Here is a 23,648-nt window from a genome sequence, read left to right on the forward strand (position 1 = left end):
TCTTAAAGGCTGGAGGCGGAAGCGAGGTCCTGGCGCTCGAGGGCGAGCGGGGACGGGCCGAGCAATTTTACCCGTTCATGGGCAGCCAGCGACAGGGTGGCACCGACGATGTCGGGGCGAATCGGCAGCTCGCCGGCGTCCAGGTCGAGCAGGCACACCAGGGTCACGCTGGCAGGGCGGCCATAGTCGAACAGTTCGTTGAGGGCAGCGCGGACGGTGCGGCCACTCATCAGCACGTCGTCGATCAGCACCAGATGCTGGCCCTCGATCTCGAAGGGCAGGGCCGAGGGGCGCACTTGCGGGTGCAGGCCGTTCTGGCTGAAGTCGTCGCGGTAGAAGGACACGTCCAGGGTGCCCAGCGCAGCCTTGCTGTCCATGGCCTGCAGCAACGCTTGAGCGACCCAGACACCGCCGCTGTGAATGCCGATGTAGCGCGGCTCGGCAATGGAGCGCCTGGCCAGATGGGCCTTGAGGTCGACTGCCATCGCGCCGATCAGCTCGGCCGGGTTGGGAAGGCTCATGTGTGCTCCTGTGGTTGAGTTCGTCCGAAGAGAGGGGTGCGGCGTGACGCGAGTTGCGGTGCAGCTGAAGATACTTTGTGGGAGCGGTCAGTGGCCGCGAAAAGAACACCGCGGTGTATCAGGCACACCCCACCGCGTCCTTCGCGGCCGATGACCGCTCCCACGGTATAGGGCGGCGATGCTGTTCGCTGCCATCTTCAGGCGTTGTCACCCAGCGCATTCGCCTCCAGCCAGCCTTGCAGCAGCAGCTTGGCGGCGATGGCATCGACCGGGTTGTCGCGGTAGCTGCCGCGCTGACCGCCACGGGCCATGCGCTCGCCCTTGGCTTCGAAGGTGGTCAGGCGTTCGTCGTGGGTATGCACCGGGATGTTGAAGCGGCCGTGCAGGCGGCGGGCGAACTTTTCCGCTCGCTCGCTCATTTCGCTGGGGCTGCCGTCCATGTTCAGCGGCAGGCCGACGACAATGGCGTCCGGCTGCCACTCCTTGATCAGCGCTTCGACGCGGGTCCAGTCGGGCACGCCGTTCTGGGCCTTGAGGGTACACAGTTCGCGGGCCTGGCCGGTGATCACCTGGCCGACCGCGAAGCCGATCTGCTTGGTGCCGTAATCCACGCCGAGCAGCAGTCTGGGTACGCTCATCAGGCGTGGCCCGCCTGGCTGGTCAGCAGGCTGAGGTTGATGCCCAGACGTGCCGCCGCCGCGCCGAGGCGCTGGTCGCTGTCGGTATTGAACAGGATGTCGGCATCGAAAGGGCAGGTCAGCCAGGCATTGTCGGCCAGTTCGGCCTCCAGCTGACCAGCCTCCCAGCCGGCGTAGCCCAGGGTGATCAGGCTTTGCTCGGGACCTGTGCCATCGGCGATGGCGAACAGGATGTCCTGGGAGGTGGACAGCGAGATCTCGCCCAGCTCGACCGTGGCCTGGAACACCGGGCCGCTGGGGTGCAGGACGAAGCCGCGGTCGGTCTGCACCGGCCCGCCGTTGTAGATGGGCACCTGCTGGCAGGCAGCCGAGGATTCGCTGTCCGGCCGCAACTGCTCGAGTATGTCCGCCAGGTTCAGGTCTTGCAGACGGTTGACCACCAGGCCCATCGCGCCATTGGGTGTGTGCTCGACGATGTAGGTCAAGGTATGGGCAAAATTGGGGTCCGCCATGTGCGGCATGGCGATCAGGAACTGGTTCCTGAGATAGCTCGTTTCGAGGTTTTTCATGACTTATAGTGTGGCGTCGGCTTGCCGGCCTGACAAGCTTGCGGGCGCAGTTTCATGTGCCTCAATTGCTCTGCAGGCGATCGCCCTTGGCGAAGCGCCAGGTACGGATGATCTCCAGACGGTCGACGTCGGCCAGATCGCCGGTGAAGGGCGCGAACGGCGCGGCCAGGCGCACGATGCGCTGGGCTGCCTGATCGAGCAGCGGCTGCCCGGACGATTCCAGCACCAATACCTCATACAGGGAGCCGTCGCTGTTGATCGACACCATCAGCCGCAGGCTGCCGTAGATCTGCTGACGGCGTGCCTCGTCGGGGTAATTGAGGTTGCCGATGCGTTCGACTTTCTTGCGCCAGTCATCCTTGTACCAGGCACCTTTGTCGCGCATGGTCGAGGCCGCGCTCAAACGGTGGATGCGCGGGCGTTTGGCGTAGGCCTGCTGTTCATGGGACAGCTCGGCTTCCAGGCTGGCGATCTCGCTGGACAGCTGCGAGCTGTCGAATTCGGGGGTGGCGGCCTTGGGCTTGGGCTCGGGCTTGACCGGCGGCGGACGCGCCTCGGTCTTCACGGGTTTGGGCGCCGTGGTGGCGATGGCCTTCTTGACCGGCGCAGGCTCGGGCTGGGTGACCGGCTTGGGCGCGGGCGGTGGCGTCACCTTGTTGATCTTGTCGTCCTGGAAGGGCGCAACTTCGGTGGTCTTGGGCACGGCCTTCTTGTCCAGGGTGCCGCTGCCTTGCTGGTTGTCCTGGGCAAGAAAATCCGCATCCTTGGGCGCGGTCTGGCTCTTGAGCGGCGCCAGGGTCACTTCCAGGGTCTTGCTGATCTGGGTGGGCGGCTGCGTGCCGAAGCCCACTCCGACGATCAGGGCAACGTGCAGCAGCGCCGCGAGGAACAGGGTGAAACCCAGCCGATCCGCAGGGCGGGCGCCGATGCGGGTCAGTTCAGCAGGGAGGTCGGCGGGCAGCGTCATGAAAGATCCGGCAGGCGTGCAACCCGGGCGGCGATGCGCGCCCGGCAACTGAAAGGGCGTGCATCATAACCCGGAGCAGGGGCGTAAGGTCAGCGTGCCTTGAGCTTGCGATCGATGGCGTCCATCAATTGGCCACCGATGTCGGTGCCGAACGCCGCGTCGATTTCGCGGATGCAGGTCGGGCTGGTGACGTTGATCTCGGTCAGGTGCTCGCCGATCACGTCCAGGCCGACGAACAACAGGCCCCTGGCGCGCAGCGACGGGCCGACCTGTTCGGCGATCCAGCGGTCCTTGTCGCTCAGTGGGCGCGCTTCGCCACGCCCCCCGGCGGCGAGGTTGCCGCGGGTCTCGCCGCTGGCGGGAATACGCGCCAGGCAGTAGGGCACCGGCTCGCCATCGATCATCAGGATGCGTTTGTCGCCGTCCTTGATCGCCGGCAGGTAGCGCTGCGCCATGATCTGCTGGGTACCCATGGCCGTCAGCGTCTCGAGGATGACCGACAGGTTCGGATCGCCCACCCGATGGCGGAAGATCGAGGTGCCGCCCATGCCGTCCAGCGGCTTGAGAATGACGTCGCCATGTTCGGCGGCGAACTCGCGCAGGATGTCGGCCCGGCGGCTGACCAACGTGGGCGGGGTCAGTTGCGGGAACAGCGTGGCGAACATCTTCTCGTTGCAGTCGCGCAGGCTCTGCGGCTTGTTCACCACCAGTACGCCCGCGGCCTCGGCCTGTTCGAGCAGGTAGGTGCTGTAGACGAATTCGAGGTCGAAGGGTGGGTCCTTGCGCATCAGGATGACGTCGAGATCGGCCAGCGGCGCGTCGAATTCCGACTCGAACTCGAACCAGTGCTGCGGGTCGGCGAAGACCTTGAGCGGACGCATCCGCGCGCGGGCCTGGCCCTGGCCTTGATACAGGTCCTGGATTTCCATGTGGAACAGCGACCAACCGCGTGCCTGGGCCGCCAGCAGCATGGCCAGCGAGCTGTCCTTCTTGTAGGAGATGTTGGCGATCGGGTCCATGACAATGCCGAGGCGAACGCTCATGGGGTAGCTCCTGTACGCGGGACGTGCCGCTTGCGAATGGGTCTTGGAAAGTGGCGTCAGGGTGGCGCCGCATGGCCCGCAGGTCAAGGGGCAGCGGCCGATGGAACGCTGTTGGAGAGTGTGCTAAAAAGGCTCGGACTTCTTTATTGCCCGCGAAGGCGCCCGTCGGGGCAAGCGCACATCAGAGCCTCCATGAAAACGTCCGAAGCCTTCAAGATCATGGTGATCGACGACTCCAAGACGATTCGTCGCAGCGCCGAACTGTTGCTCGAACAGGCAGGCTGCCAAGTGATCACCGCACTCGATGGCTTCGATGCCCTGGCCAAGATCGTCGACGAACGTCCCGATATCATCTTCATTGATGTCATGATGCCGCGCCTGGATGGCTACCAGACCTGCGCGCTGCTCAAGAGCAACAGCGCCTTCAGCGCCATTCCGGTGGTGATGTTGTCGTCGCGCGATGGCCTGTTCGACAAGGCTCGCGGCCGCAGTGTCGGCTCGGATCAATTTTTGACCAAGCCCTTCAGCAAGCAAGAACTGCTCGCCGCGATCCGCACCCATGTGCCGGGTTTCGCCGCGTAGCGAACGTTGTCCAGCCCTGGCGCGTGCCAGGGCCTTTACCGCATGGGGAACAGCATGGCTCGAATCCTGATCGTCGATGATTCGCAGACGGAAACCTACAAACTCACCGGCATGCTGGAACGGCACGGTCATGAAGTGCTCAAGGCCCAGAACGGTGCCGATGGTGTGGCCCTGGCCCGCCAGGAGAAGCCCGACGCCGTCCTCATGGACATCGTCATGCCCGGCTTGAACGGCTTCCAGGCGACCCGCCAGTTGCACAAGGACGAAGAGACCGCGCACATTCCGGTGATCATGATCACCACCAAGGATCAGGAAACCGACAAGGTCTGGGGCACTCGCCAGGGGGCCAAGGGCTACCTGACCAAGCCGGTGGACGAGGACACCTTGATCCAGACGTTGAACACCGTCCTGGCCGGTTGACCCACGCCGATGCTGGAGTCACGCACCGCCTTCGACCTGCTGCTCGATATCGACCAGCGTTGTCGCCTGCTGGCCGCCGAGCTGCCCTCGCAGGAACTGCGCCTGCAGACCTGGAGCGGCATCGGTTTTCGTCTGGCCGGGCACTGGTACGTCGCGCCCATGGGCGAGGTCGCCGAAGTGCTGCCCGAGCCACGCAGCACGCGGCTGCCGGGGGTCAGGCCCTGGGTCGTGGGCGTGTCGAACCTGCGCGGGCGGCTGTTGCCGGTCATCGACCTGGGCGGATTCTTCGGCCATGGCCTGTCGCCGCAGCGCAAACAGCACCGGGTGCTGGTGGTGGACCGAGCGGACATCTTCGTCGGCCTGCTGGTGGACGAGGTCGCCGGTCTGCAGCATTTCAGCTCGGCCAACCACCAGGCATCATTGCCCGAAACGGCGCTGGCTGCCGCCGCGCCGTTCCTGCAGGGCCACTTCCTGCGTGAACACCCCTGGTGCGTGTTCAGCCCGGCCCGGCTGGTACAGGCCCCCGCTTTCCTGGATGTAGCACTCTGAGCATGCCTATGCGTATCCGTACTTCCCCCAGCAGACTCGCCCTACACGGGCCCACATCATGACCAAGCGCTGGCCAGGCAACTCTCTGTTGGGCTCCCGAGCCGGCGCGCAGATCATCGGCCTGTTCGTGGCGTTGGTGATCTTCATCGTTCTGCTGTTCGCCAATTTCACCTACCTCAACACCCAGTCCACCTACGACAAGCAGTACATCGGCCATGCCGGCGAATTGCGCGTGCTGTCGCAGCGCATCGCCAAGAACGCCACCGAGGCGGCGGCGGGCAAGGCTGCAGCGTTCAAGTTGCTGGCCGATGCGCGCAACGATTTCGAGCGCCGCTGGGGTTTTCTCAAGGAGGGCGACAGCGCCACCGGGCTGCCTGCGGCCCCCGCGGCGATGCGCGAACAGATGCGCCTGGTGCAGCGCGACTGGGACGAGTTGCGCCACAATTCCGATGCGATCCTGGCCAGCGAGCAGACGGTGCTGTCGCTGCACCAGGTGGCTGCGACCCTGGCCGAAACCGTGCCGCAACTGCAGGTCGAGTACGACAAGGTCGTCGACACGCTGCTGCGCGGCGCCGCGCCTGCCAGCCAGGTCGCCGTGGCCCAGCGCCAGTCGTTGCTCGCCGAGCGCATTCTGGGCGCCGTCAACACGGTGCTGTCCGGCGACGAAAGCGCGGCCCAGGCTGCGGAGAGCTTCGGCCGCGACGCCAACCGTTTCGGCCAGGTGCTGGGCGGCATGCTCGACGGCGATGCGCTGATCCGGGTGACCCAGGTACAAGATCCGGAGGCACGCGCGCGCTTGCGCGAGATCGCCGAGCTGTTCCAGTTCGTCTCGGGCAGTGTCGACGAGATCCTGGAAACCTCGCCCGAACTGTTTCAGGTGCGAGCCTCGGCCAGCAATATCTTCAATCAGTCGCAGACCCTTCTGGAAGAAGCCTCGCGCCTGGCCAGCGGCTTCGAGAACCTGGCCAGCGGGCGTTCCGCTGGTACCGTCGGCGGCTATGTGCTGGGCCTGGCGGCGCTGGCTTCGATCATTCTGATCGCCCTGGTGATGGTGCGCGAAACCAAACGGCAACTGCGCCAGACCGCAGAGAAAAGCGAGCGCAACCAGGCGGCGATCATGCGCCTGCTCGATGAGATCGGTGGGTTGGCCGATGGCGACCTGACCGTGACCGCCTCGGTGACCGAGGAATTCACCGGTGCCATCGCCGATTCGATCAATCATTCCATCGATCAGTTGCGCGATCTGGTGGCCACCATCAACCTCACCGCCGAAGAGGTCGCTACGGCCGTGCAGGACACCCAGGCCACCGCCCACCAGTTGGCGCGGGCCTCGGGGCATCAGGCGCAGCAGATCAGTGACGCATCGGTGGCGATCAGCGACATGGCCCAGTCGATCGACCGGGTGTCGACCAACGCCTGGGAGTCGGCCAAGGTTGCGGATCGTTCGGTGACCATCGCCAACAAGGGCAGCGAGGTGGTGAACAACACCATCCAGGGCATGGACAACATTCGCGAGCAGATCCAGGACACCGCCAAGCGCCTCAAGCGGCTGGGCGAATCGTCCCAGGAAATCGGCCACATCGTCAGCCTGATCGACGACATTGCCGACCAGACCAGCATCCTTGCCCTGAACGCGGCGATCCAGGCCTCCATGGCTGGCGAGGCCGGGCGTGGCTTTGCCGTGGTCGCCGACGAAGTGCAACGCCTGGCCGAGCGCTCGTCATCGGCTACCCGACAGATCGAGACGCTGGTGCGGGCGATCCAGGCCGACACCAACGAGGCAGTGATCTCCATGGAACAGACCACGTTCGAAGTGGTGCGCGGTGCGCGCCTGGCTCACGACGCCGGGATCGCCCTGGAAGAGATCGAGGGCGTGTCGCAGGATCTGGCCGAGCTGATTCAGGTCATTTCCAGCGCCGCCCAGCAGCAGACCAGTTCGGCAGGGCAGATTTCGCACACCATGTCGGTGATCCAACAGATCACCGAGCAGACCTCTTCAGGCTCCAGTGCAACGGCTGAAAGCATCGGCAATCTGGCGCAGATGGCCAGCGAGATGCGTCGTTCGGTGTCCGGTTTCACCTTGCCGGCGCCCAGTGCCGATGCAACTGCGGAGTGATCATGGCTGAACGGCACGAATACGTACTTCCCGCGTTGTGCGAGGAGTTGCTCAAGGTCAAGGAGCAACTGGACCTGTTCGTGCGCGGTGGTCGCGAGTACACCCAGGAGTTGAACGGCCTGACGGCATCGTTGCGACAGATCGCAGACGCTTTGGCAGTGCTCGGTTTCGGCCAGCCGCGCAAGGTCATCATCGACCAGTTGGCGGTGATCCAGGGCCTGGTGCAGGGGACGCGCGAGCCCAACGATGCAGTCTTGATGGACGTCGCCGGGGCACTGCTCTATGTCGAAGCCACGCTGGCGGGCATGGCGGGACCCAGCGATACGCCGGGGCGCGATGAGCAGCAGACGTCCAGCACCGACCTGGCGCAGATTCGCCAGCTGGTGATGCGCGAAATCCGCTTCGGCCTGCAGGAGGCCAGGGACGTGCTGACCGACTCCACCGACGGCCGCTGGGACCGGCAACGGCTGCGCACATTGGCGCCGCTGCTCAACCAGCTGCGCGGTGCCTTGGTCATGCTGCCGTTGCCCAGGGCTGCAGCCGTGCTGCACGCCTGCAATCACGCCGTTCAAGCGCGCCTGCTGGACGACTCGACGGCATCGGTACAGGTGCCCTTGGAGCAGGTGACGGCTGCGCTCGCGGCGGTCGAGCACTACCTGCAGCGCACCAGCGAAGCACCGCTGCTTGCCCACGAGGGACTGCTGGCGGTGGCAGAGGCTGGCTTGGCAACGGCTGTGCCACCCGCCGAGCCGCACGCCGCGACCGGCCCGGAGCCCGAGCCTGTGGACACCCAATTGCTTGAGATCTTCCACAGCGAGGCCTTGAGCCACCTGAGCGCCCTGGAGCGATTTCTCGCCCTGGACGAGCAGGGCAACGACGTCGCCGTCACCGACGAATTGCAGCGTGCCCTGCATACGCTCAAGGGCAGCGCGCTGGTGGCCGGTGTCACGCCGCTGGCCGAGCTGGCCACGGCCTTCGACGTCATGGCCCGCGAGCTGCGTGCCCACCGGCTGCCGTTCCAGGCCCGAACGCTGGGCCTGCTGGGCGATGCCCACTATCTGATGCGGCAGAAGCTGCTGCAATTGCCTGCGCAGCCGCTGACGCCCATTCCCGCTGCCGTCGAGCTGATCCGGCAGGTACAGGAACACACCACCGAGCGCTTGCAGGGCGTGCAGACGCAGGGCGATGCCCGGCAAGTCCAGGCGCCGCAACTGATCGAGCGGTTGCTCGACGAGGGCATGGATATCCTGCTCGATGCCGAGCGCTTGCTGCAGCGCTGGCAACAGGCGCCGTCCAGCCGTGTGGAGTTGCCGCGGCTGCTCGACCAACTGACCCTGCTGGGCGAACAGGCGCAACTGACGGACGTGCAGGCGCTCGACGAGCTGTGCGAGGCGCTGCTCGATCTGTATGGCGCGGTCGAAGAAAGCAGCCTGAGTGTCAGCGCGGATTTTTTCCAGCAGGCCGAACAGGCCCAGGAGGCCATGATCGGCATGCTCGATCAATTGGCGGCCGGCCAAGAGGTCAAGGCCCAGCCCACTCACGTGCGTGCCCTGCGGGCACTGCTGCAGGGCGCCCTGGCCCCGCACGCCATGGGTGTCGTGCAACGCGAAGGCGGCGCGGTGATCGATCTTGCCCTGCTTGGCAACGTCGCTGCGGCAGATGCCGACGATGAAGGGTCATTCACCGAGGAATCCATCGAGCAGACCCAGCGGCGCTGGTTGAGCGAACCCGGCTACGAGGGGGCGTCCCAGCACCCGCCGCGTCCGGGTCCATCGGAGGCGGGAATCGAGCAGGTTGACGACGCCGACGGTGAATTGCTGGGTATATTCATCGAAGAGGGATTGGACATCGTCGAGAGCGCAGGCGCGGCACTGGTGCGCTGGCAGGCCGAACCGGGCAACCATCTCGAAGCGGAAAACCTGCTGCGCGACCTGCACACGCTCAAGGGCGGCGCACGGATGGTGGAGATCGGTCCGCTGGGCGACCTGGCCCACGAGCTGGAATCGGTGTACGAACGCATCTCCCAGGGCCAGTTGCAGGCCTCTAGCCAACTGTTTGGCTTGCTGCACAAGGGTCACGACCGCCTGGCCCAGATGCTCGACGTGGTCCGCTCGCGGCAAGCGTTGCCGGCCGCCGGAAAGCTGATTGCCGCGATCGCCGAATTCGCCGCCGGCAGTGAGCCAGCCGGGCCCGCCGGGCCAGTTGCTTCGGCCAAGCCCGCAGTTGCCGAAGCGGTGGCCGCCGAACGCGGTCCCGTCGATGTGATCAAGGTCGGCGCCGAGTTGCTCGATGAATTGGGCAACCTGGCGGGGGAAACCGCAATCTTTCGCGGACGCATCGAGCAGCAGGTCAATGACGCCCAGGCGGCGCTGCAGGAAATGGAAACCACCATCGAGCGCATGCGCGATCAGCTGCGCCGCCTGGATACCGAAACCCAAGGCCGCATCCTCAGCCGTCAGCAGGTCGATGGTCAGGCTTACGAAGACTTCGACCCACTGGAAATGGACCGTCATTCACACCTGCAGCAGCTGTCGCGGGCCCTGTTCGAGTCGGCCTCGGACCTGCTCGATCTGAAGGAAACCCTGGCCGGCCGTAACCTGGAAGCGCAGACCTTGCTGCAGCAACAGGCCCGCGTCGACAGCCAGTTGCAGGAGGGCTTGATGCGCACTCGCATGGTGCCGTTCGAGCGCCTGCTGCCGCGCCTGCAGCGTGTAGTGCGCCAGGTGGCCGAGGCGCTGGGCAAGGAGGTCGAGTTCGAAGTCAGCCAGGCCCAGGGCGAGATGGACCGCAGCGTGCTGGAACGCATGATCGCGCCGCTCGAACACATGCTGCGCAATGCCGTCGATCATGGCCTGGAGCCGCTCGAGCAGCGCCTGGCCGCCGGCAAGCCTGCGGCGGGGCACATTCGCCTGGCACTGCTGCACCAAGGCGGCGACATCGTCATCGAAATGAGTGACGACGGTGCCGGGGTGCCCCTGCAAGCGGTGCGCGCCAAGGCCATCAAGCGTGGTTTGCTGGATCCGCACAGCGACCTCAGCGACCACGACGTGTTGCAGTTCATCCTGCAGCCCGGTTTCTCCACCGCGACCAAGGTCACGCAGATCTCCGGCCGTGGCCTGGGTATGGACGTGGTCCACGAAGAGGTCAAGCAGTTGGGCGGCGCCATGAGTATCGACTCGCGGCCGGGGCAGGGCGCACGGTTCCAGATTCGCCTGCCGTTCACCGTGTCGGTCAACCGCGCCTTGATGGTGCAGTGTGGCGAAGAACAGTACGCGATTCCCCTGAACAGCATCGAGGGGATCGTACGGGTCATGCCCGGCGAGCTGCACGATGCCTACCAGTCTGCGCCACCGCGCTACGGCTACGCCGGGCGGGTGTATGACCTGCGCTACCTGGGCACCCTGCTGCACGGTCTCGCCGTCCCCTCGCTGACGGCGCAGAGCCAACCGTTGCCCGTGCTGCTGGTGCGCGCGTTCGATCAGCAGGTGGCGGTGCAGGTCGATGCCTTGGCCGGCTCCCGCGAAATCGTGGTGAAGAGCCTGGGAGCCCAGTTCGCGGCAGTGCCGGGCCTGGGCGGCGCGACCATTCTGGGCGATGGCAGCGTGGTGCTGATCCTCGATCTGCTCGCCCAACTGCGGGCCCGTCAGGGTGTGGCCGTGGCTCGCACCGGTTACCAGCACGGCGCGCAGGTGCGGCGCCTGCAAGTACTGGTGGTCGACGACTCGGTGACCGTGCGCAAGGTCACCAGTCGCTTGCTCGAACGTCACGGCATGCAGGTGCTGACGGCCAAGGACGGGGTCGACGCCATGGCCCTGCTGCAGGAACACAGCCCCGATATTCTCCTGCTGGACATCGAGATGCCGCGCATGGACGGTTTCGAGGTCGCCCGGCGCATCCGTCAGCATCCCACGCTCAAGGACCTGCCCATCATCATGATCACCTCACGTACCGGGCAAAAGCATCGCGAGCGGGCGATGGCCATCGGCGTCAACGAGTACCTGGGCAAGCCCTATCAGGAGAGCCAGTTGCTGGAATGCATCGAACGCTGGGGCCAGGTCCATGCTTGATCGGGCCATCGGCCGTCGCGACAGCCTCACCGCGCTGGTGCTGCCCCTGGCCGATCGAAGCCTGTTGCTGCCCAACGTGGCGGTGGCCGAGCTGATCGACTATCTGCCCGGTGAACCGGTGTTGGGCGCCGCGCGCTGGCATCTGGGAATGATCGAGTGGCGCAACCTGCGCCTGCCGCTGGTCAGCTTCGAAGCGGCCAGCGGTGGCGAGGCGGTGATCGGCGGGCGCGCCCGTATCGTCGTGCTCAATGCACTGGGCGAAACCTCCACGCGCTTCATTGCCGTATTGATCCAGCATGTGCCTCGCTCGTGCCGGGTCGACAGCCAGCTCAGCTACGTTGACGTGCCGCTCAAGCCGCTGGAAATGGCGGCGGTGCAGGTCGGCGAAACCGTGGCCCGGGTGCCCGACCTCACAGCCCTGGAAAACCTGCTGCACAGCGCGGTGTAGACACCTTGTCACGTAATCATTGCAGGGCTTTACAGCCGTCGGCCTGACCGGCACTCTGGCGTTGCCATTGCTGCAGGGACCTCGTAATGCTCGACCGCACCTTTCTCGCCTTTGCCTTCTGCGCTGCGCTGCTCAGTGGCAGCCCCGTGCGCGCCGAGGTCCCGGCAGGCTATTCGATGGTCTTGCTGACCGAGAACTTTCCACCCTACAACATGGCCAGCAACGACAAGAATTTCGCCCAGGAAGAGAACATACGCGGCATCGCAGCGGAGCTTGTGCGTGAAATGTTCCGTCGGGCGGACATCCCCTACAGCATGACCCTGCGGTTTCCCTGGGACCGCATCTACAAGCTGGCCCTGAGCAATGCCGGCTATGGGGTGTTCGTCACCGCGCGCCTGCCCGAGCGCGAACAGGCCTTCAAATGGGTTGGCCCACTGGGTCCGGATGACTGGATCATGCTGGCCCGTGCGGACAGCCCGATCACGCTGGAAACCCTCGACCAGGCCCGGCCCTACCGGATCGGCGCATACAAGGGTGATGCCATCGCCCAGAGCCTCGCCGAGCGGGACATGCGCCCGATCGTTGCCCTGCGCGACCAGGACAACGCGCGCAAGTTGCTCGACGGTCAGATCGACCTGTGGGCCACGGGCGACCCGGCTGGTCGCTACCTGGCACGCCTGGAAGGGGTCAACGGGCTCAAGACCGTGCTGCGCTTCAACAGTGCCGAGCTGTTTCTGGCGCTGAACAAGGACACGCCGCAGGCGGTAGTCGAGCGTTTGCAGCGGGCGCTCGATGAGATGCGCAGCGACGGCTTCGTCGATCGGGTATTCGCCGACTATCTGTGAGCCACGGCACTCCATGAGACACGGTATTGGCGAATCAGTGGTAGATCCCGCCCTTGCCATGGGCAGCCGTGGCGCGGTTGCCACGCTCGCCGATCATTTGCCGGACCGGTATCCACTCCACCCCTCTGGCCTTCAGGCGCGGTAGTTCGCGCTCCAGCACTTCCAGGGTCTGTGGATAGGGATGGCCGATGATCACCACCGTGCCCTGCTTGTGCGCCAGGGCTATGGCCTTTTCCAATTGGCCGATGATGGCTTCGACGGTACGCGTGTCATCCAGGAAAACGTCCCGCGAGAGGCTGGCCAGGCCGATGCCCTGGGCTTTGGCGGCGGCCACGGTGGCGGCGCTGGTGCGGCTGTCGACGAAGAACATGCCGTGCTGCTGCAGTTCGTTCATCAGCAGGGCCATGGCCTCGGGCTGTGAGGTCATGCGGCTGCCCTCGTGGTTGTTCAGGCCCGCGGCATACGGCACGGCGCGCAGCGCGGCCTGCAGGCGGGCGAGTAGTTCACTGGCAGGCATGTCGGGCCGCCAGGCGAACGGGCCGGTCGCAGGATCCATGGGCATGTGCACCATCACGGTCTTGCCGGCCTTGTGCGCCTGACGGGCGAAGTCCGCAGCATGTGGGGTGTCGGGCATGATTGCCAGCGTGACCGGGCCAGGCAGAGCCAGGGTGCGACTGTCGCGAGCCGGGGACTGCCCCAGGTCATCGATGATCAGGCTCAGGTACGCCGGCCCGGCGAAGGCCGGGCCGGCAGTCAGCAACAACACGGCCAGCAACAGGATGCGGCGCATGTCAGTTGCCGCGCGTCACGCTCAGGCCCTTGAGCAGGCTGAGCGCCTGGCTGATCTGGAAGTCGTCGTCCTGTGGCCGGGCCTTGCGGGCGCCGATCACCGGCTTGCCCGAAGGTCGATCGGCGCCGCCGTTACCGTTGCCCAGGTGACCCTGCAGGTCGGCTTCCTTGAAGCTTTCAGTATCGGCATCACGGGTGACCTTGCCCTGACGTACCTCGACATCCGGGATGATCCCCTGGGCCTGGATCGAGCGGCCGTTGGGCGTGTAGTACAAGGCCGTGGTGATCTTCAGCGCGCGATCGTTGTTGAGCGGCAGCACGGTCTGCACCGAGCCCTTGCCGAAGCTGTCGGTGCCCATGAGGATGCCGCGCTTCTGGTCTTGCAGTGCGCCGGCGACGATTTCCGCCGCCGAGGCGCTGCCGCCGTTGATCAGTACCACCAGAGGCACCCGTTCGCTGGCATCGGCAGGGTCTGCCGAGAAGCGCAGTTCCGAGTTGGCGATGCGGCCCTTGGTGTACACGATCAAGCCCTTGGTCAGGAAGTGATCGGCCACTTCCACGGCGCTTTGCAGCACGCCGCCGGGGTTGTTGCGCAGGTCGAGAATCAGGCCCTTGAGCTTGCCGTTGTTGTCCTTGCGTAGTTTCGCCAACGCCTTGCCGACTTCTTCGCCGGTTTTCACCTGGAACTGGGTGATGCGCAGGTAGCCATAACCGTTTTCCAGCAACTGCGCCTTGACGCTCTTGACCTGGATGGTGGCGCGCGCCAGGGTCACGTCGAACGGCGTACCGCCGTCACGCACCAGGGTCAGGGTGATCTTCTCGCCGAGCTTGCCGCGCATCAGGTCGACGGCTTCGGTCATGCTCAGGCCCTGGGTGGGCTGGTTGTTGATCTTGACGATCAGGTCGCCGGCTTCGATACCGGCCTTGGAGGCCGGCGTGTCGTCGATGGGCGAAACCACCTTGATCATGCCGTTCTCGCTGCCTACCTCGATGCCCAGGCCGCCGAACTCGCCACTGGTGCTTTCCTGCAGCTCCTGGAAGTCCTCGGGACCCAGGTAGGCGGAGTGGGGGTCGAGGTTGCTGAGCATGCCCTTGATGGCATTCTCCAGCAGGGTCTTGTCATCCACAGGCTCGACATAGGCCGCCTTGATGCGGTCCATCACCTCGGCGAAGGTCCGCAGCTCGTCCAGCGGCAACGGTGCGGCGGCCGGAACCGTGCCGACCGACCGGGCGGGCTGGGGTGCCAGATCGGCAGCGACCACTGCCGGGGCAGCATAGGCCACGGCGATCGTCAGGGCCAGCGAGGTAAGGCGGGACAGATGCGGCATGTCTAACAGACTCCTGATACGGGTTCGCGCCTTTGAGGGCTGCTTTTGAACGACTGCGCCAGTCAGCCTCGACACCATTGTGAGGGGTCGGTCGGCTTGCCTTGCTGGCGTATTGCAAAATACAGCGCTGGCGTGCTTTGCCCGCCGCTGGTACCTACGGTTGCGATGGCATCACCGGGCTTGACCACGTCACCGGCCGATTTGAGCAGGGTCTGGTTGTGCCCGTACAGGGTCAGGTAGCCATTGCCATGGTCGAGAATGACCAGAAGCCCGGCGCCGCGCAACCAGTCGGCGAATACCACTCGGCCACCGTGTACCGCATGCACCTGGCTACCGGCCGAGGCACTGATCATGACCCCGTCCCATTTGGTGCGGACATCGTCGCCGCGGGTTTCCCCGAAACGTGCCAACAGTCGACCATCGACAGGCCATGGAAGTTTTCCCCGTGCCGAGGCAAATGCCCCACCGAAGCTCTCGCCGCTGCTCGACACCAACGGGCCGCTTGGCGCGCGAGGGGCCTGCGGCGCGGGTGCCGGCGCTTCTCGGGTGGCGGCTGCCTGCGCTTCGCGCTGGCGACGTTTTTCAGCCTCCTGGGCGGCCAGCAAGGCCTTCTGCCGGGCTTCCTCGGCTTCGCGAGCCTGGCGTGCCAGGGTTTCCTCGATGGTCTTGAGCACCTTGGCCAGGTCTTCCTGGTCCTGCTGACGCGTCTGCAGCTTCTGGTCGCCTTGCTTGTACTGATCGTTGAGCTTGGCCAGGGCGACCTGACGCTCCTTGCGCACCTTGTCGAGGTCTTCGCGCTGGCTGTCCAGATTGCCTTGCTGCACCAGCAATTGCGCCTGCTGCAGATTGATGTCCTTTTCCACGCCCGCCAGCTTCTGCAAGGTCTGGTTGAAGTTCTTCAGCTGTTCCAGGCGGGCCTGGCTCAGATAATCGTAATAGGTCAGGGTGCGGGCGAACTTCTCCGGATTCTGCTGGTTGAGCAGCAGTTTCAGGTATTCCTGGCGCCCGCTCTGATAGGCCGCGCGGGCCTGGATGGCAATGAGACGTTGCTGTTCGACCCGGGCGGCCTGGAGTTTGGCTTTCTCGCCTTGCAGACGCTCCAGTTCGCCCTCAGTCTTTTTTAGTTCTTTCTGCAGGGCCTCCACCTGCTTTTCCAGCTTGCCCATCTCGGTTTCGGTGGTGCGCAATTCTTTCTGCACCCCGGATCGTTCCGCCTGCAACTTGCCAAGGGTTTTCTGCAGCTCGGCGATGTCCTTGCGGGTGGCGTCGATCTGCTGCTGGGTTTGCGCGCGCTCGTCGGCGAAGGCCGGGCCGAGCAGGCATGTCAGGGTCAGGAACATCAGGGCGCGGAGCATGGGTCAGCCTTGTACCAGGATCGAGGTGCCGGTCATCTCTTCGGGCTTGGGCAGGCCCATGAGCCAGAGCATGGTGGGCGCCACGTCGGCCAGCACGCCGCCGGCGCGTACCTTGACGTCACGCTGGCCGACGTAGATGAACGGCACCGGCTCGGTGGTGTGCGCGGTATGCGCCTGGCCGGTGCAGACGTCTTCCATCTGCTCGCAGTTGCCGTGGTCGGCGGTGATCAACGCTTCGCCGCCGACCTTGTCGAGTGCCGCAGCGATGCGACCCACGCACGTGTCCAGGCACTCGACCGCCTTGATGGCTGCAGCCATGATGCCGCTGTGGCCGACCATGTCGCCGTTGGCGTAGTTGACCACGATGACGTCATAGCGCTGCTGCTCGATGGCTTCGACGATGCGGTCGGTCACTTCCGGCGCGCTCATCTCGGGCTGCAGGTCGTAGGTCGCCACCTTGGGCGAGGGCACCAGGATGCGTTCTTCGCCAGGGAACTCTTCTTCACGGCCACCGGAGAAGAAGAACGTCACGTGGGCGTACTTTTCGGTTTCGGCGATGCGCAGCTGGGTCTTGCCGTTCTTGGCCAGGTATTCGCCCAGCACGTTGGTCAGGCCGGTGGCAGCAAAGGCCGCCGGTGCGGGGATCTTTGCCGAATACTGGGTCAGGCCCACGTAGCCGGCCAGTTTGGGCTGGCGATTGCGCGGGAAATCGTGGAAATCGTCTTCGACGAACACGCGGCTGAGCTCGCGCGCACGGTCGGCGCGGAAATTCATGAAGATCATGGCATCGCCATCTTCGACGCGAACCGGCTCGCCGACCGTGGTGGCCTTGACGAATTCGTCGCTCTCGCCGCGCTCGTAGGCGGCCTGCAGGCCTTGCACGGCAGTGGCCGCGTGGAATTCGGAGGCAGCATCGACGATCAGGTTGTAGGCCGCGCTGACGCGCTCCCAGCGGTTGTCGCGATCCATGGCGAAGTAGCGGCCGATCAGGCTGGCGGTGCGCCCACGGCCAAGGCGGGCGAACGTGGCGTCCATCAGTTCCAGCGAGGCCTGGGCGCTCTTGGGCGGGGTGTCGCGGCCGTCGAGGAAGGCGTGCAGGTAGATCTTCTGCGCACCGCGCCCGGCGGCCAGTTCGGCCATGGCCACCAGGTGATCCTGGTGGCTGTGCACGCCACCGTCCGACAGCAGGCCCATGAAGTGCACCGCCTTGCCGGCGGCCACGGCCTTGTCCACGGCTGCGCAGATAGTGGGGTTGGTGAAGAACTCGCCGTCGCGGATGGCCTTGGTCACGCGAGTAAAATCCTGGTACACCACACGCCCGGCCCCCAGGTTCATGTGGCCGACTTCCGAATTGCCCATTTGCCCGTCGGGCAGCCCGACATCCATGCCCGACCCCGAGATCAAGCCATTGGGCTGGCGTGCCATGAGGGCATCGAGCACCGGCTTGCGAGCCGAATAGACCGCGTTGTACTCGTGGTTTTCACTGTGACCGAAACCATCGAGGATGATCAGGACCAAGGGTTTGGGCGTGGCTGTCATGGATCCCACTCGCTATGTCAGAAGAGCATTCAGGAGAAGCCCGGCATTTTAGGGCATTGCGGGCCTGCGTGACGAATCATGGCGGTTTATTTCACCGCGGGTGCAAGAACAACAAGCACAGACCCGCAATCAGGCCGAGCGGTTCCGTCCGGCGGGCTTTGGCCGGACTTGGCGGCTGTGTATACTGGCCGACATTTTAACGCCCTGGAACCCGCTGATGGTCGCTCACCTGATTGAATTCGCCACAAATCACTATCTGCTCGTGACCGCGTTCGTGGTCCTGCTGGTCATGCTGATCATGCTGGAAATGAGCAAGGGCGCCAAAAGCCTCAGCCCCCGCGAGCTGACTGCGCTGGTCAACAGCGATCAGGGCGTGGTCGTGGATATCCGCAACAAAAAGGAATATGCCGCAGGCCACATCGTCGGCGCGCTGAGCATTCCGCAGGACAAGCTGGCCAGCCGCGTCGGCGAGCTGGAAAAATACAAGGGCAAGACCCTGATCGTGGTCGATGCCATCGGCCAGCACGCCGGCACTGCCTGCGCCGAGCTGGTCAAGGCCGGCCACACCGCCGCCAAGCTGGCCGGTGGCGTCTCGAGCTGGCGTGCCGACAACCTGCCTGTGGTGAAGTGACATGAAGCCGATCCTCGTCTACTCCAGCGACTATTGCCCGTATTGCTCGCGCGCCAAGTACCTGCTGGAAAGCAAGAAGGCGCCGTTCACCGAGATCAAGGTCGACGGCAAGCCCGAGCTGCGCCGCGAGATGGCGGCCAAGGCTGGCCGTACGTCGGTGCCCCAGATCTGGATCGGCGAGCTGCACGTCGGCGGCTGCGACGACCTGTTCGCCCTCGAGCGTGCTGGCAAGCTGGACGCGTTGCTGGGGGCCTGATCGGTCCCCTTACCCCCACACCTCTGAAGATCACAAGGATCTGCGATGACCGACCAAGCGAACAATGGCGCTGCTGCCGCCGAAAACGAACCGCAGTTCTCGCTGCAGCGCATCTACGTGCGTGACCTGTCGTTCGAGGCGCCGAAAAGCCCGGCGATCTTCCGCCAGCAGTGGGAACCTAGCGTTTCCCTGGACCTGAACACCCGCCAGAAGGGCCTGGAAGGGGACTTTCACGAGGTCGTGCTGACCCTGTCGGTCACGGTCAAGAACGGCGAAGAAGTCGCGTTCATCGCCGAAGTGCAACAGGCCGGTATCTTCCTGATCAAGGGTCTGGACGAGGGCTCGATGAGCCACACCCTGGGTGCGTTCTGCCCCAACATCCTGTTCCCGTATGCCCGCGAGACTCTGGACAGCCTGGTGACCCGCGGTTCGTTCCCGGCGCTGATGCTGGCTCCGGTGAACTTCGACATGCTCTATGCTCAGGAACTGCAGCGCATGCAGGAATCGGGCGAAGCGCCTACGCCTCAGTAAGCGTTGTCTTGCAGTGAACAAAAAGCGCCTTTCGGGGCGCTTTTTCGTAGGTGCGTGGTGCCCCTTTCGCGGGCGGCGAGCCCGCTGCCGGCGAAGAGGCTCTCAAGCCCTACTCGAACCCCAACTGCCGCCACGCCTCATACACCGCCACGGCCACCGTATTGGACAGGTTCAAACTGCGGCACCCTTCACGCATCGGTAGGCGCAACTTGTGCTGGCTGTCCAGCGCGTCCAGCACTTCGGCGGGCAGCCCGCGGCTTTCCGGTCCGAACAGGAACGCATCGCCCTTCTGGAAGCTGGCATCATGAAACGGTCGCGAGCCCTTCGTGGTGAAGGCGAACACCCGTGGTTGACCCAGGCTTTCCAGGCAACTGGCCAGGTCGGCGTGGCGCTGCAGGGTGGCGTACTCATGGTAATCGAGGCCGGCGCGGCGCAGGCGCTTGTCGTCCAGCTCGAAGCCGATCGGCTCTATCAGGTGCAAGGCGCAACCGCTGTTGGCGCACAGCCTGATAATGTTGCCTGTATTGGGCGGTATCTCTGGTTGAAAAAGGATCACGTGAAACATGCGCGGCACCGAACTGAAGGACGGGCAGCATTCTACTCCTGATCCGAGCGAGCGTTCGCAACTGTGGCCACGGGTTTTGGGCTCGCTGGCGATCATTGGCTTGCTGGTCGGACTGATGATCGGCCGCCTGACCAACTCCGAGCCCGCTCGCCTGGATAACATCGAAGTGCACCGCGACCAGTTGGTGCTGTGGTTCAACGATGAGCCGCGGGTGCATGGCGAGGTGGTGGAAGGAACGGTGGCGATGCTGTTCGACGCTACCGGCGCTCCGGCCAGCGGGCGTCTGCTGGTCAACGGCAAACCGGTGACCTGGCGCATTCAGCGCAGTGATGAGGGGTTGTTGTTGACGGCGGTGGCAGCGCGTCCGTTGCAGATGCAATGGCGCGCGGTGCAGCTCGATGGACGCTGGCAAACCACCGTCGAGCTGCGCGAGCAATAAAAGAGGGGACCCCAGCCTGCCTGTACCAGGGCCCCCCAAGCGGGGTTGAAATACCAGGCCTTGCAGCCGGGCGTTTCGATGTAAAGAAGGGGAGTCCCGGCCTGCCTGTACCAAGGTCCCCAAAACAGTTGTGCGGTATTCCAGCCTTGGCTGGAGTCGCGGTGTAAAGAGGGAATCCCCGGCCTGCCTGTACCGAGGTTCCCGAAACTGGGTAATGATTAGTACGTTGCAGCGTGCGTGCCAGTTTTGTTGCAGAAGCTTTCCAAAAGCCCAAAATATTTGGCAGTGCTTTTTATCTATATGAATTACAAGAATAAAATATCAAGGCGAGATAACAGCTTTCTGATGCGATGAAACGAGGGGAGTGTTATCCAAGCGACAAGCGATGTATGACAGCGCATCGTGCAGGTGCACCGAACAAGGCGAATGCACAAAAGCGGAGAGTTTCTTCAAGCCCCCTGTAGCAGCGGCGCAAGCCGCGTCGGCGGTATGTGCGGTGCATCTGACCCACTGCGGTGAGGCCGGACGCGGCTTGCGCCGCTGCTACAGAGATCGCGTATGCCATGGGGATGTGTGCTGGGCATCTGACATACCCCTGTAGCAGCGGCGCAAGCCGCGTCGGCGGTATGTGCGGTGTATCTGACACACCGCGGTGAAGCCGGACGCGGCTTGCGCCGCTGCTACAGGGATCTGGTATGCCGTGGGGATGTGTGCTGGGCACCTGACATACCCCTGTAGCAGCGGCGCAAGCCGCGTCGGCGGTATGTGCGGTGCATCTGACCTACTGCGGTGAGGCCGGACGCGGCTTGCGCCGCGTTACAGAGGTCGCGTATGCCCTTGGCGGTGTGCGGGACGTCAGGCTTCTTCGACTTCGTCCTCGTCGGCGCCGTCGACCTTCATGCCCAGCTCCTTGATCTTGCGCGTCAGGGTATTGCGGCCCCACCCCAGCAGCACGGCCGCATCACGACGTCGTCCGGCGGTATGCTTCAGGGCAGTCTCGATCATGATCCGCTCGAAGCTGGGCACGGCGCTGTCGAGCAGGCTCGATTGCCCGCGTGCCAGCGCCTGGTCGGCCCATTGGCGCAACGCCTGCTCCCAGTTGGTTACCGGTGCCGCGTCCTGCGGCAGGCTCAGCAGTTCGGGCGGCAAGTCGCCGGTGTGCACTTCGCGGCCCGAGGCCATCACCGTGATCCAGCGGCAGGTATTCTCCAGCTGACGCACGTTGCCAGGCCACGGCAGGTTCTTCAGGTATTCCTCGGTCTCGCTCTTGAGCAGCTTGGGCTCGACCGCCAGTTCCTGGGCAGCGCGGCTGAGAAAATGTCGTGCCAGGGTCGGGATGTCTTCGCGACGGTCGGACAGGCGCGGGATGTGGATACGGATCACGTTGAGGCGATGGAACAGGTCTTCGCGAAACTTGCCGGCGTGCACCAGCGTTTCCAGATTCTGGTGGGTGGCGGCAATGATGCGCACGTCGACCTTGACCGGTATGTGCCCACCGACGCGGTAGAACTCGCCATCGGCCAGCACACGCAGCAGGCGCGTTTGGGTATCGGCCGGCATGTCGCCGATTTCGTCGAGGAACAGCGTGCCGCCGTCGGCCTGTTCGAAGCGGCCTCGGCGCAGGTTGGCGGCGCCGGTGAAGGCGCCTTTTTCATGGCCGAACAGCTCCGACTCCATCAGGTCCTTGGGAATGGCCGCCATGTTCAACGCAATGAACGGCGACGCGGCCCGCGGGCTGTGCCGATGCAGGGCATGGGCGACCAGTTCCTTGCCGGTGCCCGACTCGCCATTGATCAGCACGGTGATGTTGGAGTGGCTGAGGCGGCCGATGGCGCGGAAGACTTCCTGCATGGCCGGTGCTTCGCCGATGATCTCGGGTGTGCGGGTCAGCGCCGGTACTTCGGTCAGGCCTTGCTGTTCCTGGGCATGCTGGTTGGCGCGCTTGACCAATGACACCGCTTCGTCGACGTCGAACGGCTTGGGCAGGTACTCGAACGCACCGCCCTGGTAGGAGGCGACCGCGCTGTCCAGGTCCGAGTGCGCGGTCATGATGATCACCGGCAGGCGTGGATGCTGTTCGCGAATGCGCGCCAGCAGGTCCAGGCCACTGGCGCCGGGCATGCGGATGTCGGAGATGATCACGTCGGGCTGCTGGCGCGCCAGTCGGCTCATGACACCATCGGCGCTGTCGAAGCTCTGGGTGGTCATGCCTTCTTGCTGCAGGGCCTTTTCCAGTACCCAGCGGATGGAACGGTCGTCATCGACGATCCAGACAGTTTCACTACGGCTCATGACGAAGCGGCTCCTTGTTCCAGCGGCAGGAAGATCGAAAACGTGGTGTGGCCGGGGTGGCTTTCACACTCGATCAGGCCCTGGTGCTGACTGATGATGTTCTGGGTAATGGCCAACCCCAGGCCGGTACCGTCGGGACGGCCACTGACCATGGGGTAGAAGATGGTTTCCTGCAATTGCGCAGGAATGCCCGGGCCGTTGTCGGTAATCTCGATCTTGCTGACCAGGCGATGGCGTACATGGCCGATGGTGAACTGGCGCATGGCGCGGGTGCGCAGGCTGATGCGTCCCAGGCGCAGCTCGTTCTGGCCGCTGATGGCCTGCATGGCATTGCGCACGATATTGAGCACCGCCTGAATCATCTGCTCACGGTCGATCAACACATCCGGGATGCTCGGGTCGTAGTCGCGCACCAGAGTGATGCAACCCTGGCTTTCGGCCTCGACCAGGTTGGCCACGCGCTCCAGCACCTCGTGGATATTGGTCATGGCCAGCAGAGGCAGCTTGTTCGAACCCAGCATGCGGTCGACCAGATTTCGCAGCCGGTCGGCTTCCTCGATGATGACGTTGGTGTAGTCCTTGAGGCTTTCCTCGGGCAGCTCGCGCGCCAGCAATTGAGCCGCGCCGCGGATGCCGCCCAGCGGATTCTTGATCTCGTGGGCCAGGCCGCGCACCAGCATCTTGGTGGTCTCCTGCTTGGACAGCTGGGCCTCTTCCTTGGTGATGCGCAGCAGACGGTCACGCGGATGCACTTCGAGCAGCAGCCAGGTCGCGCCGTTGCTCAGGATCGGTGTGACCGCATAGTCCACCGTCAGCGTCTGCCCGGTTAGCGCGGTCAGCATCGCTTCGCGCTTGGTGAAGGGGTGAGCCTGTTCGACTGCCTGGCGCAGCGAGTTGAGTGCTTCGGTGGATTCGGTGAACAGCTCGCTGATGAACTGACCATGGCTGCGTTGGCCACTGATCGCCAGCAGCATCTCGGCTGCGGGGTTCATGTACTCAAGACGCAGGTCGGCATTGAGCAGAATGGTGGCAGTGGTGAGGTTGTCGAGTAACAGTCGGTGCAGGGCATCGCTGATGGTCATGGGGACAGGTGACCTCTTTTGGCACAGGGCGCCCGTGGCAACGCCCGGGTTCGCGCGCGAAACAAACTCGCTGATG

23 protein-coding genes are annotated in these 23,648 nt (G+C 64.5%); 11 read left to right on the forward strand and 12 right to left on the reverse strand.

All coding sequences use genetic code 11. The features are described from left to right. Nucleotides 1–2: 2 nt before the first annotated feature. The 5 genes from pyrR to gshB form a co-directional block, all read right to left on the reverse strand. Complete coding sequence (gene pyrR, locus IFT98_RS08285; RefSeq protein ID WP_192048027.1) at nucleotides 3–521, reverse strand: bifunctional pyr operon transcriptional regulator/uracil phosphoribosyltransferase PyrR; 519 nt, start codon at nucleotides 519–521, stop codon at nucleotides 3–5. A gap of 197 nt (nucleotides 522–718) precedes the next feature. Beyond that, a complete protein-coding gene (ruvX, locus tag IFT98_RS08290; RefSeq protein ID WP_192048028.1) occupies nucleotides 719–1,159 on the reverse strand; it encodes a Holliday junction resolvase RuvX in 441 nt (146 codons plus the stop codon). Further along, on the reverse strand, nucleotides 1,159–1,728 hold the full coding sequence (locus IFT98_RS08295) for a YqgE/AlgH family protein (RefSeq protein ID WP_122714514.1): 570 nt from the start codon (nucleotides 1,726–1,728) through the stop codon (nucleotides 1,159–1,161). Before IFT98_RS08295 ends, ruvX begins: the two co-directional genes overlap by 1 nt. Before the next feature lie 61 nt (nucleotides 1,729–1,789). Next, a complete protein-coding gene (locus IFT98_RS08300) occupies nucleotides 1,790–2,695 on the reverse strand; it encodes an energy transducer TonB (RefSeq protein WP_122795939.1) in 906 nt (301 codons plus the stop codon). 89 nt (nucleotides 2,696–2,784) lie between these two features. Next, entirely contained in the window at nucleotides 2,785–3,738 is a 954-nt protein-coding gene (gene gshB / locus IFT98_RS08305; RefSeq protein ID WP_122795940.1) for a glutathione synthase, read from the reverse strand. 192 nt (nucleotides 3,739–3,930) lie between these two features. Here gshB and IFT98_RS08310 point away from each other — a divergent pair, with 192 nt between their 5' ends. The 7 genes from IFT98_RS08310 to IFT98_RS08340 all read left to right on the forward strand — a co-directional run bounded on the left by IFT98_RS08310 (nucleotide 3,931) and on the right by IFT98_RS08340 (nucleotide 12,765). Beyond that, nucleotides 3,931–4,320 carry a response regulator gene (locus IFT98_RS08310; protein WP_122714517.1) on the forward strand — a complete coding sequence of 130 codons (390 nt, stop codon included), beginning with the start codon at nucleotides 3,931–3,933 and terminating at the stop codon, nucleotides 4,318–4,320. Between the two features lie 54 nt (nucleotides 4,321–4,374). After that, nucleotides 4,375–4,740, forward strand: coding sequence for a twitching motility response regulator PilH (gene pilH / locus IFT98_RS08315; RefSeq protein WP_122480669.1), 366 nt, complete (start codon nucleotides 4,375–4,377; stop codon nucleotides 4,738–4,740). Nucleotides 4,741–4,749: 9 nt separating this feature from the next. Next, entirely contained in the window at nucleotides 4,750–5,289 is a 540-nt protein-coding gene (locus tag IFT98_RS08320) for a chemotaxis protein CheW (protein ID WP_122480498.1), read from the forward strand. A gap of 58 nt (nucleotides 5,290–5,347) precedes the next feature. Continuing rightward, the gene (locus IFT98_RS08325) at nucleotides 5,348–7,405 is read left to right on the forward strand and encodes a methyl-accepting chemotaxis protein (RefSeq protein ID WP_122480497.1); all 2,058 of its coding nucleotides are present in this window, start codon (nucleotides 5,348–5,350) and stop codon (nucleotides 7,403–7,405) included. A gap of 2 nt (nucleotides 7,406–7,407) precedes the next feature. Next, a complete protein-coding gene (locus IFT98_RS08330; protein WP_192048029.1) occupies nucleotides 7,408–11,472 on the forward strand; it encodes a hybrid sensor histidine kinase/response regulator in 4,065 nt (1,354 codons plus the stop codon). Further along, nucleotides 11,465–11,920, forward strand: a complete 456-nt coding sequence (locus IFT98_RS08335) for a chemotaxis protein CheW (RefSeq protein ID WP_192048030.1) — start codon at nucleotides 11,465–11,467, stop codon at nucleotides 11,918–11,920. The genes IFT98_RS08330 and IFT98_RS08335 overlap by 8 nt, the downstream gene beginning before the upstream one ends. An 86-nt stretch (nucleotides 11,921–12,006) precedes the next feature. Further along, nucleotides 12,007–12,765 (forward strand): substrate-binding periplasmic protein, encoded by a 759-nt coding sequence (locus tag IFT98_RS08340; RefSeq protein WP_192048031.1) that lies wholly within the window; start codon nucleotides 12,007–12,009, stop codon nucleotides 12,763–12,765. Nucleotides 12,766–12,799: 34 nt separating this feature from the next. Here the strand turns inward: IFT98_RS08340 and IFT98_RS08345 are convergent, their stop codons facing one another. The 4 genes from IFT98_RS08345 to gpmI form a co-directional block, all read right to left on the reverse strand. Next, the gene (locus IFT98_RS08345) at nucleotides 12,800–13,555 is read right to left on the reverse strand and encodes a divergent polysaccharide deacetylase family protein (RefSeq protein ID WP_192048032.1); all 756 of its coding nucleotides are present in this window, start codon (nucleotides 13,553–13,555) and stop codon (nucleotides 12,800–12,802) included. Between the two features lies 1 nt (nucleotide 13,556). Next, a complete protein-coding gene (locus IFT98_RS08350; protein WP_192048033.1) occupies nucleotides 13,557–14,882 on the reverse strand; it encodes a S41 family peptidase in 1,326 nt (441 codons plus the stop codon). A gap of 62 nt (nucleotides 14,883–14,944) precedes the next feature. Next, nucleotides 14,945–16,237 carry a murein hydrolase activator EnvC family protein gene (locus IFT98_RS08355; protein WP_122714524.1) on the reverse strand — a complete coding sequence of 431 codons (1,293 nt, stop codon included), beginning with the start codon at nucleotides 16,235–16,237 and terminating at the stop codon, nucleotides 14,945–14,947. Nucleotides 16,238–16,240: 3 nt separating this feature from the next. Next, nucleotides 16,241–17,776 (reverse strand): 2,3-bisphosphoglycerate-independent phosphoglycerate mutase, encoded by a 1,536-nt coding sequence (gene gpmI / locus IFT98_RS08360; protein ID WP_122480490.1) that lies wholly within the window; start codon nucleotides 17,774–17,776, stop codon nucleotides 16,241–16,243. A 217-nt stretch (nucleotides 17,777–17,993) separates the two neighbouring features. Between gpmI and IFT98_RS08365 the strand changes: the two genes are divergently transcribed. Genes IFT98_RS08365 through secB form a run of 3 tightly spaced genes read left to right on the forward strand, consistent with a single transcriptional unit; the run spans nucleotide 17,994 to nucleotide 19,194 of the window. After that, on the forward strand, nucleotides 17,994–18,407 hold the full coding sequence (locus IFT98_RS08365) for a rhodanese-like domain-containing protein (RefSeq protein ID WP_122714526.1): 414 nt from the start codon (nucleotides 17,994–17,996) through the stop codon (nucleotides 18,405–18,407). A gap of 1 nt (nucleotide 18,408) precedes the next feature. Beyond that, a complete protein-coding gene (gene grxC / locus IFT98_RS08370) occupies nucleotides 18,409–18,663 on the forward strand; it encodes a glutaredoxin 3 (protein WP_122480488.1) in 255 nt (84 codons plus the stop codon). A gap of 45 nt (nucleotides 18,664–18,708) precedes the next feature. After that, complete coding sequence (gene secB / locus IFT98_RS08375; protein ID WP_122714527.1) at nucleotides 18,709–19,194, forward strand: protein-export chaperone SecB; 486 nt, start codon at nucleotides 18,709–18,711, stop codon at nucleotides 19,192–19,194. Nucleotides 19,195–19,303: 109 nt separating this feature from the next. Here secB and trmL read toward each other — a convergent pair whose 3' ends face one another. Continuing rightward, nucleotides 19,304–19,759 (reverse strand): tRNA (uridine(34)/cytosine(34)/5-carboxymethylaminomethyluridine(34)-2'-O)-methyltransferase TrmL, encoded by a 456-nt coding sequence (gene trmL, locus IFT98_RS08380; RefSeq protein WP_122480486.1) that lies wholly within the window; start codon nucleotides 19,757–19,759, stop codon nucleotides 19,304–19,306. Between trmL and IFT98_RS08385 the strand changes: the two genes are divergently transcribed. After that, nucleotides 19,758–20,198, forward strand: a complete 441-nt coding sequence (locus IFT98_RS08385) for a hypothetical protein (RefSeq protein WP_192048034.1) — start codon at nucleotides 19,758–19,760, stop codon at nucleotides 20,196–20,198. The genes trmL and IFT98_RS08385 overlap by 2 nt on opposite strands. Nucleotides 20,199–21,053: 855 nt before the next feature. On the opposite strand, the gene ntrC is transcribed toward IFT98_RS08385, so the two are convergent. Together ntrC and glnL are read right to left on the reverse strand one after the other, a co-directional pair. Then, nucleotides 21,054–22,490, reverse strand: coding sequence for a nitrogen regulation protein NR(I) (gene ntrC / locus IFT98_RS08390; RefSeq protein WP_043191454.1), 1,437 nt, complete (start codon nucleotides 22,488–22,490; stop codon nucleotides 21,054–21,056). Further along, nucleotides 22,487–23,572 carry a nitrogen regulation protein NR(II) gene (gene glnL / locus IFT98_RS08395; protein ID WP_192048035.1) on the reverse strand — a complete coding sequence of 362 codons (1,086 nt, stop codon included), beginning with the start codon at nucleotides 23,570–23,572 and terminating at the stop codon, nucleotides 22,487–22,489. The genes ntrC and glnL overlap by 4 nt, the downstream gene beginning before the upstream one ends. Between the last annotated feature and the right edge of the window lie 76 nt (nucleotides 23,573–23,648).

Source organism: Pseudomonas sp. CFBP 8770 (assembly GCF_014841705.1).
Lineage (GTDB): Bacteria > Pseudomonadota > Gammaproteobacteria > Pseudomonadales > Pseudomonadaceae > Aquipseudomonas.